The organism is Bacillus alveayuensis (assembly GCA_030812955.1).
Classification (GTDB): domain Bacteria; phylum Bacillota; class Bacilli; order Bacillales; family Aeribacillaceae; genus Bacillus_CB; species Bacillus_CB alveayuensis.
In genome coordinates this window covers 96,403-115,712 of the sequence record JAUSTR010000006.1, presented here as the reverse complement: position 1 = coordinate 115,712, position 19,310 = coordinate 96,403, and the positions used below count along the sequence as shown (strand labels likewise).

Here is a 19,310-nt window from a genome sequence, read left to right as displayed (position 1 = left end):
GGGGTCAATTCGTGCGATTGACACCCCCGAATCATACCAAGAGGGCTTTTTTTATTCAAGTCCCCGAAAAAACTTCTAACAGGAATGCTCCTTTTAAACATTTTACGAACATTTTATCACAATATCCTTTATTTATTTAGGCTCTTTACAAAAAGATTGTTGCTTTACTATAGCTTTTCGACTGTCATAGGCAAGCGATACGCTTGCTATGTCACGCGTAGTGTGACGTAACCGAACAAAAATCGATGGTCGGACAAATGTGATTTGTCCGACTACGTACTTTGTTCGGTTCATTGACAGTCAAAAAGCAGCAAAGTTTACGAAAACAGCCTTCATTTAAAATTCTACGTAAAATAGGTATCCGCACAAATTGATATTGGAAGTGCCAAGGTAAATTTCATTTTCATACGATATTATCAATAAGACAGAGATATCGTTTTTGGAACTGACCCGTTACAAATGATGAAAGGGGCGAAAAGGGTGAAACAGGTGATGAAAGGTAGACAAAAATATGAGGCGAAAAAACGTTTAACAGTTGTTAAATTAGAACTCGATTATGAATTAGCGACATTGTTTGAGGCTATGAAAGAAAATGATGAGCAAAAGAAAAAAGAATGCATAAGAAAATTAGAAAAACTTCGTAACGAATGGTTGCGATTAAAAATATAAAAGGAATTATATTACAGATATGATGTGTTTCCTTATCCGATCAGATCAATTTCTATTTGATGTCGTGAACATTTGGTTAATAAAACATTTTACGAACCTGAATGAGGTTCGTTTTTTTCGGAAAAGTTGGATGACACTTGATTTTAGGTAAAATTATACAGTATTCTAATATCGTCAAATGGTGAATACATAGAAAGTAGGGTTTCATATGATGAATTGGCATGAAATTGATCGTCAAGCAAAAGAATGGGTGAAAGAAGCAGGGGAAAAAATAAAAGCTTCATTTGATAAGTCCTTATCCATTCAAACGAAATCAAATCCAAATGACCTTGTGACCAATATTGACCGTGAAGTGGAGGAGTACTTTTTTGACAATATTGCCCAAACGTTTCCTGACCATCACATTTTAGGAGAAGAAGGATCGGGTCATGAACTGAATACGTTAGATGGAATTGTTTGGATTATTGATCCAATAGATGGAACGATGAATTTTGTCCATCAAAAAAGAAATTTTTGTATATCAGTTGGAGTGTATGAAAATGGCATCGGAAAGATAGGACTTATATACGATGTCGTTCATAATGAGCTTTACCATGCGATAAAAGGAAATGGAGCTTATATGAATGACATGCGACTTCCTAAACTACCTGATGTGAAATTAGAAGAGTCCATTTTAGCGATTAACGCAACATGGGTAACGGAAAATAAACGAATTGATCCTTCTGTTTTAACTCCTTTAGTTAAGCGTGTAAGAGGGACAAGGTCGTTTGGTTCAGCAGCTTTAGAATTTGCTTATGTTGCAACCAAAAGATTAGATGGGTATATTACAATGCGTTTAGCCCCATGGGATATTGCGGCTGGGGTTGTCATTGTAGATGAAGTTGGTGGAATAACAACTACTTTAGATGGGAACCCAATTGATTTATTAAACAAATCCAGTATTTTAGTTGCTAATCCAAGCATCCATGCAAAAATTGTCAATGATTATATAAAAGGAAAATATTCCTCGTAAATGAAAAAGAGGCTGTTGCACATAGGGTTTGAACACTTAACAGCCTCTTCATTTTTCCCTATATTTTACTCGAAAAGATTTATTGTTTAAATTTGACCAATTTTGGTCATTTTTTGATCGATACATAACATGCCAATTTGAGCCGAAGTTTATAATAACCCTTTTTCTCGCATTTTCTTTTTTTGTGAAAAACCAATGGCAAAGACAGCAATGACTCCAATTCCAGACAGAATAACACCTGTTAAACTACTCGCCCCAATGGAAAACCCAATCAATACGATGAATAATGCCGCCATCATGGCTAGTAATAAAAAGATCCATTTTCCGTTTTTCATGTTTTCATCCCCTTAAGACGCAAAAAATGAACACTTACTATTAGTGTAACGAAAAATTTTCTTATTTTCTATACTGTATGATATAATATCGTAGGTTTATTTAATAGTATAGGAGATGAAATTGTGGAACGTCGTCATGATTTAAGAAATATTGCCATCATTGCTCACGTTGATCATGGGAAAACAACATTAGTAGATCAGCTGCTTCGCCAATCAGGTACATTTCGTGAAAATGAACAAGTGGCTGAACGGGCGATGGATTCAAATGATCTTGAGCGGGAACGTGGGATTACGATTTTAGCTAAAAACACTGCCATTCAATATAAAGGGACAAAAATAAATATCTTAGATACACCAGGACATGCTGATTTTGGTGGAGAAGTAGAACGAATCATGAAAATGGTTGACGGTGTACTGTTAGTAGTCGATGCTTATGAAGGCTGCATGCCACAAACACGCTTTGTATTAAAAAAAGCACTTGAACAAAATTTAACTCCTATTGTCGTTGTGAACAAAATTGATCGTGATTTTGTGCGACCTGAAGAAGTTGTCGATGAAGTGATCGAACTGTTTATCGAATTGGAGGCAAATGATGAACAGCTTGAATTCCCTGTTATATACGCTTCGGCTCTAAATGGTACGGCAAGTACTGACCCGAACCCAAAGAAGCAAAAGGAAAATATGCAAGTGCTTTTTGATACAATACTCGAGCATATTCCAGTGCCTGTTGACAATCATCTTGACCCATTACAATTTCAAGTAGCGCTACTTGATTATAATGAGTATGTTGGTCGTATAGGGATTGGACGTGTTTTCCGTGGAACGATGAAAGTAGGCCAACAAGTTTCTTTAATGAAGCTAGATGGATCTATAAAAAATTTCCGAATTACAAAAATGTTTGGTTTTCAAGGCTTAAAAAGGATCGAAATTGACGAGGCAAAAGCTGGAGATCTTGTTGCTGTATCAGGTATGGAAGATATCAATGTAGGAGAAACGATTTGCCCAGTTGATCATCTTGAAGCACTCCCTGTGTTGCGTATAGACGAACCGACATTACAAATGACGTTTTTGGTCAATAATAGTCCATTTGCCGGACGTGAAGGGAAGTATGTGACAGCAAGAAAGATTGAAGAACGCCTTATGCATGAGCTGCAAACAGATGTTAGTTTACGGGTGGAAGCAACTGATTCCCCAGATGCTTGGATTGTTTCTGGGCGTGGTGAGCTCCATTTATCAATATTAATTGAAAATATGAGGCGAGAAGGGTATGAATTGCAAGTATCTAAACCAGAGGTGATTGTGAAGGAAATCGATGGCGTCCGCTCGGAACCAGTAGAACGCGTTCAAGTCGATGTTCCTGAGGAATATACAGGTGCTGTCATGGAATCGCTGGGAGCTCGAAAAGGTGAAATGGTTGATATGATTAATAATGGGAATGGACAGGTCCGACTCATATTTATGGTTCCATCTCGTGGTTTAATTGGCTATACAACTGAGTTTATGTCCATTACACGTGGATATGGAATTTTAAATCATTCATTTGATAGCTATCAACCAATGCAGAATGGTCAAGTCGGGGGTAGACGGCAAGGTGTATTAATTTCGATGGAAAGTGGTAAAGCGACTTCATATGGAATTCAACAAGTGGAAGATCGTGGCACAATTTTTGTGGAACCAGGTACGGAAGTGTATGCGGGGATGATTGTAGGTGAGCATAATCGTGAAAATGACCTTGTTGTAAATATTTGTAAAGTGAAACAACAAACAAATATCCGTTCATCCACGAAAGAACAAACAGTGGGGATGAAAAAACCGCGACGGATGTCTCTAGAAGAGGCATTAGAATATTTAAATGAAGATGAATATTGTGAAGTAACGCCCAAATCTATTCGTTTAAGAAAGAAAATATTAGATAAAAATGAACGGGAAAAAATAGCAAAAAGAAAAAAATTAGCAGAAAAATCTTAATCGTTTTCAATGGGGGCGAGATCATGGTAGACGTGCAGGAGAGGTTATCGTTTTTTGCAACTCTTTATCGTGTTGATGAACAGCCTGAAGCCGGAATGTGGTATTTATATATAACGATTCTCATTTTATCCATAATAGTTTACAAATTAGGATTTGCGAAAAAACTGCCAATTTTAAAATCAGCGATCATCTATTTATTTCTTGGATTTGGATGTACGATATTAACGTTTTTAGGAATCTTTTTGCCGGTTGCGGAAGGTCTTGTTGTAGCTGCACTCATTTTAATTATTTATAAAATTCGTTTACATCGTTCCAAAAAGGCTGAACAATAAGATGATGATTAATATTCCATAAAAAATCCTTCAGGTAAGCCTGAAGGATTTTTTATTTACAATCTACATCACCATTTCTTTTCGCTTTTTTGATCTCGGTACAGTTTAAACCGCCCAGTGTTCATTCGTTCATTTGTCCGTTTGGTGATCCGTTCATGGCATTCATGACACATATATGTATGAATTGGTCGATTTCGTAATCTTTTGGCTAGGGGAGAATCATCGTCAATCACGTCTACTTGATCACAAAGAACACATTTTACCCGCATTTGCAACTCAACCTTTCTATAAAGGTGTATCAAATGAAGTATACCATGTTTTTTCATCATATACGAATTCCATTTTTTTATGGAACTGAAAGATAAAAAAGAGTAAGATGGAAGTAAGACTTGGTGTTGGAGGTGTAAGTCTTGGCTAATAAGGTAGAAACTGTTTTAATTGAACCACTATTTAAAAGCTTACAGCAAGAGCACTTTGTGACAGTTGCAACCATTGATTATGAAACTGGAGCACCAAATGTAAGTGCCATTTCCTGGGTGTATGCCCCTGATGAAAAACGAATTTATTTTGCGGTAGACAACCGTTCACGAATTGTGAAAAATATTCATCATCATCCCGCAACGGTCATCACGCTGATCACCAATGAATCTACATACTCAATTAGCGGGAATGCTCATGTAAAAAAAGAAAAACTTGACGAAGTTCCACTTAAGCTTGCTTTAATAGAATTGAATATTTCTGAAGTACGTGATGTCATGTTTTATGGCGCTAAAATTTCAGTGGAGCCGGCCTACGTAAAAACATATGATGAAAAAGCAGCTGCACGCCTTGATAAACAAGTGATGGATGTGATGAAAAAAGCTTAGTCTGAGTTTTTTAGACTAAGCTTTTTGTATTCACAAATCTTTACAATCGACTAGTTTTTATTTTTTCATTTGTTGATTTGATTGGTCATTTTGTTCTTTTTTCAATTGACGTTCTTTGTTTTGTGGCAATTGATCTTCAAATTGTTTCGTTGGCTTTTTTTCTTGATTATCGATAATATCACTAGGAATATTAGGCATGACACGTCCAACGATGGCAGCTAATTCATCTAATATGCCACCAATAGGTCTTCCATCCTGTATACTAGCAGCGATATTTTGTAATCTTTTGATCGTATCAGGATCTGCGACAACAACAGCATTAGCCCCATATGGATCATGCTTTAATGCCTCGGCAACCGAATATTTTATTGACTCGACTTTGTTTCGGTCTAAGTTTTGATCAACATCAATTCCAACAACAGCATATTGTCCGAGAACGACAGCAGTTGTATTTTGTACATCCGGGACTCGATTCGCTAATTCCACGAGATGCTTTGCAATTTGTTGACCTGTTTTTCGATCCACCTTTTCCTGTACTGAATCTTTCACTGTGATCGCTCTTGTTTTGTATTCATCAGGAACATCCTCATGAGCATTTTCGTTGGCGGAGCATCCGGTTAAAAAGGTAAGAAGAAATACGACTAAAATCAATACTATTCGCATATTTTCACTCCTTTTTTATGCGAAGCTTTTCTTTTGCCATTATTGTTTATTTAATCTTCTATCTTTATGCATCAATACATATATTTTAGCAACAAAGGACTTTTTCCAATCTTTAAAGCAATTGGTAATTCAAAAAAAATCGGAGCAGGAGGCGAAATGTTGGGAAAAATCTATGTTTTGGATACAAATGTCCTGTTGCAAGATCCCTATTCCATTTTTTCATTTGAAGAAAATGAAGTGGTGATTCCTGCTGTCGTGTTAGAAGAAGTGGATTCGAAAAAACGATATATGGATGAAATTGGACGAAATGCTAGACAAGTTTCTAAATTAATGGATCAGCTTAGACAACAAGGACGTCTTCATGAAAAAATCCCATTGCCAAATGGGGGAACGTTAAGAATCGAATTAAATCATCGTTCCTTTCAGCAATTGCGTGATATATTTGTTGAGAAAACGAATGACAACCGTATATTAGCTATAGCGAAAAACTTATCATTAGAAGAACAAGCAAAGGAAGATGGCAAAGTTGTTATCCTTGTTAGTAAAGATGCGTTAGTACGTGTGAAAGCAGATGCTATTGGACTAAATGCAGAAGATTTTTTAAGTGATCGTGTTGTTGAAATTAATCACATATACACGGGTTACCTAGACCTTTACATAAGTACAGAAAACTTAAGCCGTTTTTATGAAAAAAATGAACTTATTCTATCTGAAATAACCAATCATCCCTTCTATCCAAATCAATTCATTGTCATGAAAGATGCGCTTGGAGGTTCACAATCCGCAATCGGTATTGTCGATAAAACAGGGAAGCGAGTTAGACGCTTAATTTTTGATTACGATCATGTATGGGGAATAAAACCAAGGAATGTTCAACAAATTATGGCTTTTGAATTGTTGATGAGAAAAGATATACAACTTGTAACGATGATTGGAAAAGCGGGAACTGGAAAAACGTTATTAGCACTCGCTAGCGGTCTTATGCAAACAGAGGACATCGGAGAATATAAAAAGCTGTTAGTAGCAAGGCCGATCGTTCCAATTGGGAAAGATATCGGTTTTCTTCCTGGGGAAAAAGAAGAAAAATTACGGCCTTGGATGCAGCCGATTTATGATAATCTTGAATATTTATTTAATACAAAAAAACCTGGTGAATTAGATGCCATATTAGCGGGGATGGGATCGATTGAAGTGGAAGCATTAACATACATTCGCGGCAGAAGTATTCCAGAACAATTTATCATTATTGATGAAGCCCAAAACTTAACGAAACATGAAGTGAAAACAATCTTAACAAGGGTTGGTGAGAAAAGTAAAATCGTTTTAATGGGTGATCCGGCGCAAATTGATCATCCTTATTTAGATGAATACAACAACGGATTAACGTATGTTGTCGAAAAGTTTAAAGATCAAGAAATCTCTGGACACGTAAAGCTGATAAAAGGGGAGCGATCAGGATTAGCCCAATTAGCAGCCGACTTATTATAAAGAAAATCTGGGCGGCCAAGCTTTATACAGCCAGATTCATGGTATGAGAGCTTAGCTCCCCTTTCAGTTCAGCTGCTGCAAGCTATGCTTCCTTAATGGGAATAAAAGGGGAAAGGGAGCTTTCCCCCTATTTCACGATAATTTCACGTACTCGTCTAATCGGGTTGTGACGGTTCGACCCATCTGGAAAATAGACGTGTATCGGTCCGTCTTCTTTTAGCGGTTTTCCATCTCGACTAAACGCTAAAATCACTTCCTTTGCATCTTCTAGGCTCATTTCGATTTCATCCGTTTCGGTATGGAAAATAACGGCATGAGCGTCTTCATTTGGGGAAGCATTAATTAAAAAAGGCTTTAAAGGCATTGCAAAGGAGCCTGTTAACACTTTTTCTTTTTCATATTTTTGTTCCGTTTTTAATGTCGGTGGAAAAACAGCTCCTTCGCGTATTTCACGTTCAAAATGCTTGGCCGTTTTTTCAATATAATCCTGATCTGTTTCTTCTTCTTTTTGTCCTTGATCAAAATATGTATGTAAATCAATGCGGCGATCATCAAATATCCACACACCTGGGTCAAGGGTAATCGAATACTTAACATTTCCTTTTATTGGTATAATATCGCTCATCTCTCATCCCTCCATTTTTCAAGTATAAGCGTTTTCTTGTATTTTGTCACATATTTCAAGAGACAATAATAATTAAAATTTACAAGCAGAAGGTTTGAGGTGACAGAAATGGCTTGTCAAACGAATCTTGACTTACAGCAGTTTATAGAAGAAGCAAAAAAAGTGACAAAGTATGGGAAAGTCGCAGATTATATTCCAGCATTAGCTGAAGCGAATCAACATGATTTATCTGCCGCCATTTACTATGTTGATGGAACGTGTGTGAAAGCAGGAGAAATGGAGACGTATTTTACTTTACAAAGTATTTCTAAAGTGCTTACACTAGCTTTAGCCTTAATGGATCATGGACAGGAATATGTATTTGAAAGGGTAGGGATGGAACCAACAGGAGATCCGTTTAATTCAATTGCGAAATTGGAAACGGTAAATCCATCGAAGCCGTTAAATCCGATGATTAATGCTGGTGCGTTAGCCGTAACCAACATGATTAAAGGAAAAAATAAAGAGGAAAAATTCGAACGAATCATCACGTTTGTTCGGAATTTAACGAACAATCATACCATTTCCATCAGCGAAAAAGTCGCTCAATCAGAATATGATACGGCTTGGCTAAACAGGTCGTTGTGTTACTTTTTAAAGGAGCACGGTATTATTCAAGGGGATGTTGAAGAATTAATGGAATTATATACGAAACAATGCGCTATACAAATGCATAGCTTAGATCTTGCCAAGATTGGGGCTGTTTTTGCTTTAAATGGAAAACATCCAGAAACTGGCATGCAATTAATCCCTGAAAAGATTGCGAGGCTATGTAAAACGTTTATGGTCACTTGTGGAATGTATAATGCTTCAGGAGAGTTTGCCATAAAAGTTGGGATACCAGCAAAAAGCGGTGTATCTGGAGGAATACTCGCTGTTGTTCCAAACCGATATGGTATTGGCATTTTCGGACCCTCTTTAGATGAAAAAGGGAATAGTATTTCAGGGATTCGTCTTCTTGAATTACTATCAGCCAAATATTCTTTAAGTATATTTTAAAAGCTGTCAACATATATTTGTCTTAAATTGTGGAGGATGAATTCTTGCATTTTTATTCTCATACGTTTAATATAAATAGATAGAGTACGTCTGTACAGCAGAACGGAGGGATTCAGTTGGCGTCTGAGATTGCGGTTGATCATCGTGAAAAGGCATTAGCGCTTCTGAAAGCAGATGCTGATAAAATTATGAAATTGATCCAAGTTCAAATGGATAATTTAACAATGCCTCAATGTCCTCTATATGAAGAGGTTTTAGATACACAAATGTTTGGCCTATCGAGAGAAATTGACTTTGCTGTACGTTTAGGTCTCATTGAAGAGTATGAAGGGAAGGCATTGCTGGATATGCTTGAACGGGAGCTGTCATCTTTACATGAGGCATTTATGAAAAAATAAGGTTACTAAAGCTCAAACCATCATCTAATTGGTTTGAGTTCTTTATTATCGGAAAATTTTTAAGGGTCTCTTTTCTGTATATTTGTCAGAAATTTCAACATAATGCGAAAAATTAGTTGAGTCATATTATTTTTTATATTATAATGTTCAAAACTTATTTTTTTTCTATAACAATTATTTTGTGCTCGTCTATCGACCATTATAAAGGAAATATGAAATTTTACTCATATTTTAATAGGTTTGAACATTTGGAGGTGAAATATAGTAGAATAGAGACAGCTAGAATGACAGAAAAGATAAGGAAGATGGTGTATGTGGAAAAAAATCATCAAATCCTACGATTATTCATTAATATTAGCTGTTTTTCTCTTATGCGGATTTGGTTTAATTATGATATACAGCTCCAGTATGATTACAGCAGTAGCCCGTTATAATTTGCCGAGCGACTACTTTTTTAAAAAGCAGTTGACATCAATCCTGCTTGGTTCAATTGCTTTTTTCATTATGATGATTTTTCCTTATCGCGCCTTTTTAAACGGAAAATTTTTACGAATCATCTTTTTTGGTTCTATAGCTGTCTTAATACTTTTATTCGTGTTTGGACATGTGGCTGGGGGAGCGCAAAGTTGGTTTCTGTTGTTTGGACGAGCACTGCAACCAGGAGAATTTATGAAATTAAGTGTCATTATTTATTTGGCTGCGATATATGAGAAGAAGCAGTCGTACATAGATGAGTTTGAAAAAGGAGCGCTTCCTCCTGTCATTTTTACGGTGTTAATATGTGTTCTCGTTATTTTGCAACCGGATATTGGAACAGCTCTTATTATCGCCATGATCGCTTGTTCGATGATTATTTGTTCTGGCATGGGCCTAAAAAGTATACTTAAACTGCTTCTTTTAGCTTCCATCTTTTTGCTAATCTTAAGTCCGTTAATTGTTTGGAAAGCTGATACTATTTTTAATTCTGCCCGCATGTCTCGCTTCACAGGATTTTTAAATCCTTTTGAAAATGAGCAAGGTTCTGGTTATCAGCTTGTCAATTCCTATATTGCCATTGGATCTGGTGGTCTGACTGGGTTAGGACTTGGTGAAAGTGTGCAAAAATATGGCTATTTGCCTGAATCGCATACTGATTTTATCATGGCGATCGTTTCAGAAGAGTTGGGGATTTTTGGAGTGTCATTCGTGCTCATTTTAATTGCTTTTATCGTTTATAAAGGTTTATATATTGCGAGAAAATGTGAAGATGCTTTCGGAAGCTTAATTGCTATTGGCGTTTCAAGCATGATCGCAATTCAAACAGGAATTAATCTTGGCGGATTAACGGGTCTCCTTCCGATTACAGGTGTAACATTACCATTTATTAGTTATGGTGGTTCTTCTCTATTACTTTTATTAATTTCGATGGGATTATTAGTAAATGTTTCGATGTTTGTGAATTATCGTGAAAAATACAAAAAGCCCGCAGCGACTATTGGTATATCACAAAACAAATAAATGTGCTATACTAATTATAAAAAATAGTATCATATTAAGGTATTAATGCTATATTTTTTTTAAATGTGATATATTGTTTAAAAGCTTATTAAAAAATGAACTAAACTATAAGGGGGATTTATATGAGGCAGAAAAAGATCGAAAAAGTATTAGTAGCAAATCGTGGCGAAATCGCGATCCGTGTATTTCGAGCATGTACGGAGTTAAACATTCGTACTGTGGCGATTTATTCGCGGGAGGACTCTGGATCTTATCATCGATATAAAGCGGATGAAGCTTATTTAGTAGGGGAAGGAAAAAAACCGATTGATGCTTATTTAGACATTGAAGGTATTATAGAAATAGCGAAAAATAATGATGTTGATGCCATTCACCCTGGATATGGATTTTTATCAGAAAATATTCAATTTGCCAAACGCTGTGAAGAAGAAGGAATTATTTTTATCGGACCAAAAACAACCCATTTAGATATGTTCGGGGATAAGGTAAAAGCTCGACAACAGGCTGAGCTTGCCGGCATCCCAGTCATTCCTGGAAGCAATGGCCCTGTTCAAAATTTAGAAGAGGTGCTTCATTTTGGAGAGGAATATGGCTATCCTTTTATTATTAAAGCAGCTTTAGGTGGAGGCGGCCGCGGAATGAGAATTGTCCGCAGCAAGGAAGAAGTAAAAGAGTCTTATGAGCGCGCCAAATCTGAAGCGAAAGCGGCTTTCGGCAATGATGAAGTATATGTGGAGAAGCTTATTGAAAATCCAAAGCATATTGAAGTGCAAATTATTGGAGATGAAGAAGGAAATATCGTTCATTTGTATGAACGTGACTGTTCTGTACAACGCCGCCATCAAAAAGTAGTGGAAGTAGCTCCTAGTGTTTCTTTACCATCTGAATTACGGGAACGAATTTGTGAGGCGGCTGTACAATTAATGAAAAATGTTCAATATGTCAATGCAGGTACGGTTGAATTTTTAGTGTCTGGCGATGATTTTTATTTCATAGAAGTAAATCCGCGCGTTCAAGTTGAACATACTATTACAGAGATGATTACCGGAATTGATATTGTCCAGACGCAAATATTAGTTGCTGAAGGGCATTCGATTCATAGTCAGAAAGTTGGAATTCCGAAACAAGAGGAAATTAAAACACATGGATATGCGATCCAATCTCGTGTAACGACGGAAGATCCATTAAATAATTTTATGCCAGATACAGGAAAAATCATGGCCTACAGGTCCGGTGGAGGCTTTGGCGTTCGCTTAGATACAGGAAACAGCTTCCAAGGAGCTGTCATAACACCATATTATGATTCGCTGTTAGTAAAGGTCTCCACGTGGGCATTAACATTCGAGCAAGCTGCTGCAAAAATGATTCGGAATTTACGTGAATTCCGTATTCGCGGAATTAAAACAAACATTCCGTTTTTGGAAAATGTTATTAAACACGAGAAATTTTTATCAGGTGAATATGATACCTCCTTTATTGACTCAACACCAGAGCTGTTCGTATTTCCGAAGCGTAAAGACCGTGGAACTAAAATGCTCACCTATATTGGGAATGTTACGATCAACGGATTCCCAGGTATCGGTAAAAAGAAAAAGCCGGTATTCGAAAAACCACAAATTCCAAAATTAAAGCTTTCTGAGCCGATTCCTTCTGGAACAAAGCAAATATTAGAAGAGAGAGGTGCAGAAGGTCTCGTACAGTGGATTAAAGATCAACAGAAAGTGCTCTTAACAGATACAACATTCCGTGATGCCCATCAATCGTTATTGGCAACACGCGTTCGTACAAATGACATTAAGCAAATTGCAGAACCTACCGCCCGCTTATTGCCTAATTTGTTCTCGTTAGAAATGTGGGGAGGAGCTACATTTGATGTGGCCTATCGTTTCTTAAAAGAAGATCCTTGGGAACGATTATTAACGATTAGAAAACGCGTTCCAAACCTTTTATTACAAATGCTTTTACGAGCATCCAATGCTGTCGGTTATAAAAATTACCCTGATAATGTCATTGAAGAGTTCGTTGAAAAGTCGGCATATGCAGGTATAGATGTGTTCCGGATTTTTGACAGCTTGAACTGGGTGAAAGGAATGGAATTGGCCATTGATGCTGTTCGGAAAACGGGAAAAATTGCTGAAGCAACGATGTGCTATACAGGGGATATTTTGGATCCAACCCGGAGAAAATATGATCTCAATTATTACAAACAGTTAGCGAAAGAATTAGAACAATCTGGAGCTCATATTTTAGGAATTAAAGATATGGCGGGTCTATTAAAGCCACAAGCTGCGTATGAGCTTATATCGGCTTTAAAAGAAACCGTTGATATCCCGATCCATCTGCACACACATGATACGAGCGGCAACGGGATTTTCATGTATGCGAAAGCGATCGAAGCAGGTGTTGATATCGTTGATACGGCTGTTAGCTCCATGGCCGGTTTAACGTCTCAACCAAGTGCAAATTCTCTTTACCATGCTTTAGAAGGACATGACCGCCAGCCAAATGTTGACATACGTGCATTAGAAAAACTATCTCAATATTGGGAAACTGTCAGAGAGTATTACCAGGACTTTGAAAGCGGAATGAAAGCACCGCATACAGAAATTTATATGCATGAAATGCCTGGAGGCCAATATAGTAACCTGCAGCAACAAGCAAAAGCGGTAGGACTTGGTGATCGCTGGGATGAAGTGAAGGAAATGTATCGCCGCGTCAATCTTTTATTCGGTGATATTGTCAAAGTGACTCCATCGTCTAAAGTTGTTGGAGATATGGCTTTATTTATGGTGCAAAACAACTTAACGGAAGAAGATATTTATGAGCGAGGCGAGACGTTAGATTTCCCTGATTCCGTTGTTGAGCTGTTCTCTGGTTATCTCGGCCAGGTGCACGGAGGTTTCCCGAAAGACTTGCAAAGAATTATTTTAAAAGGTCGAGAACCGATTACTGAAAGACCAGGTGAACATTTAGAGCCCGTTCGTTTTGAAGCACTAAAGGAAGAGCTCTATGAAATGTTAAAGCGTCCCGTCACGAGCTTTGAAGTCATTGCTTATGCCTTATATCCAAAAGTATTTTTAGAATATGTTAAAACGCAAGAACTATACGGTGATGTTTCAACGTTAGATACACCGACTTTCTTATACGGGATGAGACTTGGAGAGGAAATTGAAGTTGAGATTGAAAAAGGGAAGACGTTAATCGTCAAGCTTGTTGCGATCGGACAACCACAAGCAGACGGAACACGTGTCGTATATTTCGAATTAAATGGACAACCGCGTGAAGTGGTAATTAAAGATGAGAGCATTAAATCAACGGTTGCTTCCAAAATGAAAGCTGACCCGCAAAATGCTGGACATATAGGTGCATCGATGCCAGGTACGGTTGTTAAAGTATTAGTTGAAAAAGGTGAAAAAGTGAACAAAGGTGATCACTTAATGATTACAGAATCGATGAAAATGGAAACAACAGTACAAGCTCCATTTAGCGGAACTATTCAAGATATTTATGTCCAAAACGGTGAAGCTATTCAAACAGGAGATTTATTAATTGAAATTAGTAAAAGCTAAGAACTTGCAGGGTATTGAAAGGTTTGAATTTAAGAGTAGCTTGTTTTTTGAAGGAATGTTTTCTTCTTTTACCTCTAGAGAAGGGAGCAATTGTGTGTAATATTTTTCATTAGTAGTCGTATGATTACTCATAAAAAATCGTCCTTTCTGTAGTGTTGGTTTTTACAGGATAGGACGATTTTTTGTTTGTTTTTTAATCAATTTCTTTTTCAATCTTATGAAACATAGAAGGAAATCCACGACACTCCCGTGGAAAAACAAATAAATTCTTTATGTAAATGCTTTTAGAATAATAAGCATTGTTTAAACCTTAATACAAAACAATTACATATATCTAATGACACAAGTGTTAATTATCCATTATTTTACTTAAACATACAGAATCGTTTGGCTGAAAAGCTAGAAATAGAGCCATCCCAACTGGTTATTATTGGTTAATCAACACGCCTGATCTAATGAAATATTAAGGACATTTGGAAATATGTCATCAGTAACGGTTTTATATGTGCTTGAACAATATATTCAAAAGCAGCTTGCTAAACAGGGGGAATATGGTTTAATCGCGGCGATGGGACCAGTTTTTTTCTCTGAGCAAGTTTTAGTTTGATGGGAGTGAGGATCCGTGCAGATCTTTTTTACGTTCATCAGTATTTTAGTCATTCAAAAGAAAAGGCATTATTTCAAGAAACCGACTATGCAGAAGCTTTTAAAAGTACGTCTCGGTTTGCGGTAAAAAAATAAAAAGACTATTGAAAATGATTATCGTTAATGATAAACTGTAATTAAAGATGAAAATCATTTTCAACGAGAAGGTTGGTGTTGATCGATGATTACTGCTTTTATTGTTGGAACGGTTTTAACATACAGCTTGATGATCGGGTATGTTTTAAAAAGAGTTGAAGCTAGTCAGTAAGTTCAATATGTTTGCATTTCTCCTTTACATATATAAAAAATGGATTTATGCCTAATAGTGGCCATTCTAAAACAGAAGTTTTAGAGTGGCTTTTCTTATGTCTTGATCAAGCATAAACGAAAAAAATATGATAAAATTTAACATTATAAATGAAACAACAAAAGGGGATGTGACATGGAACAGCTTAAAGAACAAATGACATCACAAAATATCGAACAGATGCTTCAGCAAATTCCTGAACATCTTTCACAAGAATATTTCATGAAGTGGAAGGAATTGTGGGAAAAATATAACGATGGACGTTTCCATATAACCTTTACAGGACACTTTTCAGCAGGAAAATCTACACTGCTTAATCACATCCTGCATGGAGATGTGTTGCCATCGAGTCCTCTTCCAACAAGTTCAAATATCGTGATGCTTGCAAAAGGGAAAAATCTTGTTAAAGCATACGATTTTAATGGCAATGTGTATCAATGGGAAGGCCAAGTGCCATCTTCTTTTATTCAGTCATTATGTAAACGTGGAGATGTTTTGAAAAAGGTTTATATACAGAGTGATTCATTTTCACTAAATGATGAATTTGTATTCATGGACTCGCCAGGTATTGATTCAACCGATGATGAACACCGCAAAAGTACTGAATCTGCTTTGCATATGTCTGATTTATTAGTATATGTAACCGATTACCATCATGTTCAATCAGAAATAAACGTTTCTTTTATTAAAAAATTAAAAGAAATGAATAAAACGTTGCTTATTATCGTCAATCAAATCGATAAGCATAACGAGGATGAAATTAGCTTTACTACTTTTCGAAATCGAATAGAGTCAACGATGATGGAATTAGGAATGAATCGAGAAGACATCTTTTACACATCTTTAAAAAAGCTTGATCATCCGTTAAATGAACTTGAACGATTAAAAGAGCGGTTTCAGAAATATTTATGGAACAAAAAAGAACATATATACAAAAATTTATTACAATCTGCCAATTATTTAATAGAGGAAATCGAACATGACTGGAACAGCTCAATTTTAACTCAAAGTGAATTAAATGAAGAGCAATTTTTTCAGTTAGAAGAATCCATTCAAACTCTAAATGATGTGTTAAATAAAATTAATCAAGCATTTGAATCTATAAATAATGAACAAGAAAAGCTAATTTCTTATTATGAAGAGGAGCTAAACAGCTTATTAAAAAACGCAAATATCATCCCTTATCAAACAAGAGAAAAGGCAGCAAACTACTTGAAAACAGAAGATCCATCCTTTAAAGTAGGCATGTTTTTCTCAAAAAGGAAAACAGAAGCAGCTAAAAATCATGCTTTACAAGAATTACATGAAGACTTGAAAAAACAAGTTGAAACACAAATTATTTGGCATATTCGAAACTTATCAAAAAGCGTTTATGAAACGTTTCAGATTGAACAACCAACGTTATTAGATGAGATTTTGCATATACAAATAGATATCGAAAAGGATGAATTAAAGAAGATTATTAAACAAGGTGCGCAATTAAACGATCAATATGTTCTTCAATTTACAAAAGATTTATCTGAATACATGAAACAGAAATGTAAAAAAGCTGCGTTAACGATACAGGATAAGCTTGTTCAAACACTCGTTAGCCAAAAAGAAAATCAAAAACAAGAATTAATAACGAAAAAGGAAAAGCTAACAGTTGAGCTTCTTTCTATTTCAAAGTTGTTTGATGAGAAACAACGAGTTCAAGAATGGAAGAAGAAAATGAATAGTTTACTAGCAAGTAGCCAACTTGAAGCGTTATTTTCAAAACACTCTGATTATTTAGCTGATTCCATTACTTGTCTAAAAGTAGGAGAAGTACCTGATCTATTGAAAGAACAATTAGATGAACAACCACCTATTTCAACCATTAAGGAAAATAAAATGGAACGAGAAATGGTTAGCGGAAATAATCATTTATTATTGCAATTAAAAGAAACAGCTAAACATTTAAGTTCGATTGAAGAATTGAAATACTATGCGGAACGCCTAAAAGAAAGAGCGAGCGCTATTGAAAACAAATCCTTTACGATTGCTATGTTTGGAGCTTTTAGTGCAGGTAAATCAAGCTTTGCCAATGCGTTGATTGGTCAAAAAATTTTTCCATCCTCTCCAACTCCAACTACAGCCGTTATTAATAGGCTAACAGGTGTAGTAGAACCTTATCAGCATGAGGATGTGCTTATTCAGTTTAAATCGAATGAGCAGCTGTTAAGTGAGATCAATGAGTTATTACGACCATATTCATTACAAATTGAGTCGATCACGAACATTTCTTCTCTAATTGAACAGGCTAAACAACAAAAAGTTAGCGATGCCATTCTCAAAAGACTCGATACATATGAAAATGGTATTCGATTTTATGAACAGGAAACGAAAAGTTCATTACAAAAAGTAGTCAATTTATCAGAAATTGAACCGTATGTTGCAACAGAAGAAAAAGCTTGTGTTGTACAAGAAGTGACCGTTTATTATGATTGTGAATTAACAAAGAAAGGGATTACTTTAGTTGATACGCCAGGTGCAAGTTCACTTCATCAGCGTCATACTGAATTGGCCTTTCAATATATTAAAAAAGCAGATGCCATTATTTTCTTAACGTATTTTAATCATCCATTTTCAAAAGGTGATGAGCAATTCCTACATCAATTAGGACTTGTAAAAGATACGTTTACAATGGATAAAATGTTTTTTATTATCAATGCGATTGACTTAGCTGAGAACGAGGAAGAGGCCAAAGCAGTAAAAGACTATGTCAAACAGATGCTTTTAAGTCATTCAATACGAAATCCAAGGTTATTCCAAATCTCAAGCTTATTTACATTAGAAAATCAACAGCTTGAACATGTAACGAATGAATTTTCATTATTTGAAAATGTGTTTACACAATTTATTGAACAAGAATTAATGCACATTTTAATGAATAGTGCCAAAGAGGAAATTCAAAATGCGATCCAACAGTTAAAGGATATGATTTCTTTATCCAAATTGGATGAACATGAACGTCAATTAAACATCAAGAAGCTCAAAAACACATTAGAAGACATTAAGAACGTGATACAATCTATTCAGGAAGAAGAGCAGATCGTCCAATTGAAACAAGAATTAAAAGAGTTAAATCATTATGTTATTCAACGTATTCGTTTCCGTTTGTCTGATTTCTTTAAACAAACCTATCAGCCTTCTAAATTTTTGAATAGTAAAGGAAATGAAAAAGAAATTTTAAACAGCTGTTTTCATGAAATGGTCTCATTATTGAATATTGAACTTCAGCAAGAATTAAATGCAACAACTCTTCGATGCGAAAAATTTATACAATCATTAATGGAACAAGTTTATAGTAAAGTAAATGAGAAGGTTAGAACGCAATTTCTTGATGTGCCGTTTACAAGTGTAGAACAACTCCAGGTGTCTACTCCGAAAATGGATCCTAACATCCAATCATATATTAGTGAACAAATGGAAAAGGGACATAAATATTATAAAAATGCAAAATCCTTCTTTGAACGAAATGAAAAGAAAAAGCTATTTTTATATTTTGAAGAACAATTTCCAACTGTTATCGAACAGGCTGTGAAAAATGAAGAAAAACATCTTCTTCATTATTATCAAGAGGTTTTAATTAATCAAATGAAACGATTAAAAGAGCAGATGATTACGGATTCTCAAACATTGATCAATTCTAAGCTGCAAACATTAACTTCACCTAAAGATGTTCATGAGCTTGAAACTTTATTAAGGAAAATCGAGCAAGAGATTTTGCAATGATTCAGAATGATCGAAACGATCTCCAAATCTAAAATCAAGAAGATCTATGATCGTATCACCAACTGGAACAAACGCCTCCTTCAAAAGAAATGGTCAATGACTTTATTTTATAATGGTTATGGGGGAAGAGGGAGATTTAGTT

Annotated in this window: 16 protein-coding genes; 12 read left to right on the top strand and 4 right to left on the bottom strand. The window is 35.7% G+C overall.

What is annotated here, in order from left to right; genetic code table 11:
- Positions 1-480 precede the first annotated feature (480 nt).
- Together J2S06_RS09430 and J2S06_RS09425 are read left to right on the top strand one after the other, a co-directional pair.
- On the top strand, positions 481-669 hold the full coding sequence (locus J2S06_RS09430; protein ID WP_044747260.1) for a hypothetical protein: 189 nt from the start codon (positions 481-483) through the stop codon (positions 667-669).
- A 208-nt stretch (positions 670-877) separates the two neighbouring features.
- Positions 878-1,681 carry an inositol monophosphatase family protein gene (locus tag J2S06_RS09425; protein ID WP_044747261.1) on the top strand — a complete coding sequence of 268 codons (804 nt, stop codon included), beginning with the start codon at positions 878-880 and terminating at the stop codon, positions 1,679-1,681.
- Between the two features lie 149 nt (positions 1,682-1,830).
- Here the strand turns inward: J2S06_RS09425 and J2S06_RS09420 are convergent, their stop codons facing one another.
- Positions 1,831-2,016, bottom strand: a complete 186-nt coding sequence (locus J2S06_RS09420; RefSeq protein ID WP_044747262.1) for a DUF5325 family protein — start codon at positions 2,014-2,016, stop codon at positions 1,831-1,833.
- A gap of 123 nt (positions 2,017-2,139) precedes the next feature.
- Here J2S06_RS09420 and typA point away from each other — a divergent pair, with 123 nt between their 5' ends.
- On the top strand, positions 2,140-3,984 hold the full coding sequence (typA, locus tag J2S06_RS09415; protein ID WP_419152107.1) for a translational GTPase TypA: 1,845 nt from the start codon (positions 2,140-2,142) through the stop codon (positions 3,982-3,984).
- A 23-nt stretch (positions 3,985-4,007) separates the two neighbouring features.
- Positions 4,008-4,316: a YlaH-like family protein gene (locus J2S06_RS09410; protein WP_044747264.1), complete on the top strand. Its 309-nt coding sequence runs from the start codon at positions 4,008-4,010 to the stop codon at positions 4,314-4,316.
- A gap of 68 nt (positions 4,317-4,384) precedes the next feature.
- On the opposite strand, the gene J2S06_RS09405 is transcribed toward J2S06_RS09410, so the two are convergent.
- Entirely contained in the window at positions 4,385-4,585 is a 201-nt protein-coding gene (locus J2S06_RS09405) for a YlaI family protein (protein WP_044747279.1), read from the bottom strand.
- A gap of 141 nt (positions 4,586-4,726) precedes the next feature.
- Between J2S06_RS09405 and J2S06_RS09400 the strand changes: the two genes are divergently transcribed.
- Positions 4,727-5,182 (top strand): pyridoxamine 5'-phosphate oxidase family protein, encoded by a 456-nt coding sequence (locus J2S06_RS09400; protein ID WP_044747265.1) that lies wholly within the window; start codon positions 4,727-4,729, stop codon positions 5,180-5,182.
- Positions 5,183-5,239: 57 nt separating this feature from the next.
- Here the strand turns inward: J2S06_RS09400 and J2S06_RS09395 are convergent, their stop codons facing one another.
- A complete protein-coding gene (locus J2S06_RS09395; protein ID WP_044747266.1) occupies positions 5,240-5,845 on the bottom strand; it encodes a YhcN/YlaJ family sporulation lipoprotein in 606 nt (201 codons plus the stop codon).
- Positions 5,846-6,001: 156 nt separating this feature from the next.
- On the opposite strand from J2S06_RS09395, the gene J2S06_RS09390 reads away from it, so the two are divergent.
- Positions 6,002-7,333: a PhoH family protein gene (locus J2S06_RS09390; RefSeq protein WP_044747267.1), complete on the top strand. Its 1,332-nt coding sequence runs from the start codon at positions 6,002-6,004 to the stop codon at positions 7,331-7,333.
- A 127-nt stretch (positions 7,334-7,460) separates the two neighbouring features.
- On the opposite strand, the gene J2S06_RS09385 is transcribed toward J2S06_RS09390, so the two are convergent.
- Positions 7,461-7,958: a hypothetical protein gene (locus J2S06_RS09385; RefSeq protein WP_044747268.1), complete on the bottom strand. Its 498-nt coding sequence runs from the start codon at positions 7,956-7,958 to the stop codon at positions 7,461-7,463.
- Between the two features lie 108 nt (positions 7,959-8,066).
- Here J2S06_RS09385 and glsA point away from each other — a divergent pair, with 108 nt between their 5' ends.
- From glsA to J2S06_RS09355, 6 genes are all read left to right on the top strand, one after another.
- Positions 8,067-8,996 (top strand): glutaminase A, encoded by a 930-nt coding sequence (gene glsA / locus J2S06_RS09380; protein WP_419152111.1) that lies wholly within the window; start codon positions 8,067-8,069, stop codon positions 8,994-8,996.
- 116 nt (positions 8,997-9,112) lie between these two features.
- The gene (locus tag J2S06_RS09375; RefSeq protein ID WP_044747270.1) at positions 9,113-9,394 is read left to right on the top strand and encodes a YlaN family protein; all 282 of its coding nucleotides are present in this window, start codon (positions 9,113-9,115) and stop codon (positions 9,392-9,394) included.
- 312 nt (positions 9,395-9,706) lie between these two features.
- Positions 9,707-10,891, top strand: a complete 1,185-nt coding sequence (locus J2S06_RS09370; RefSeq protein WP_419152106.1) for an FtsW/RodA/SpoVE family cell cycle protein — start codon at positions 9,707-9,709, stop codon at positions 10,889-10,891.
- Positions 10,892-11,013: 122 nt separating this feature from the next.
- Positions 11,014-14,460, top strand: a complete 3,447-nt coding sequence (pyc, locus tag J2S06_RS09365; protein WP_044747272.1) for a pyruvate carboxylase — start codon at positions 11,014-11,016, stop codon at positions 14,458-14,460.
- 460 nt (positions 14,461-14,920) lie between these two features.
- Positions 14,921-15,067, top strand: coding sequence for a hypothetical protein (locus tag J2S06_RS09360; protein WP_419152110.1), 147 nt, complete (start codon positions 14,921-14,923; stop codon positions 15,065-15,067).
- A 480-nt stretch (positions 15,068-15,547) separates the two neighbouring features.
- Positions 15,548-19,168 carry a dynamin family protein gene (locus tag J2S06_RS09355; RefSeq protein WP_419152105.1) on the top strand — a complete coding sequence of 1,207 codons (3,621 nt, stop codon included), beginning with the start codon at positions 15,548-15,550 and terminating at the stop codon, positions 19,166-19,168.
- Positions 19,169-19,310: the final 142 nt, after the last annotated feature.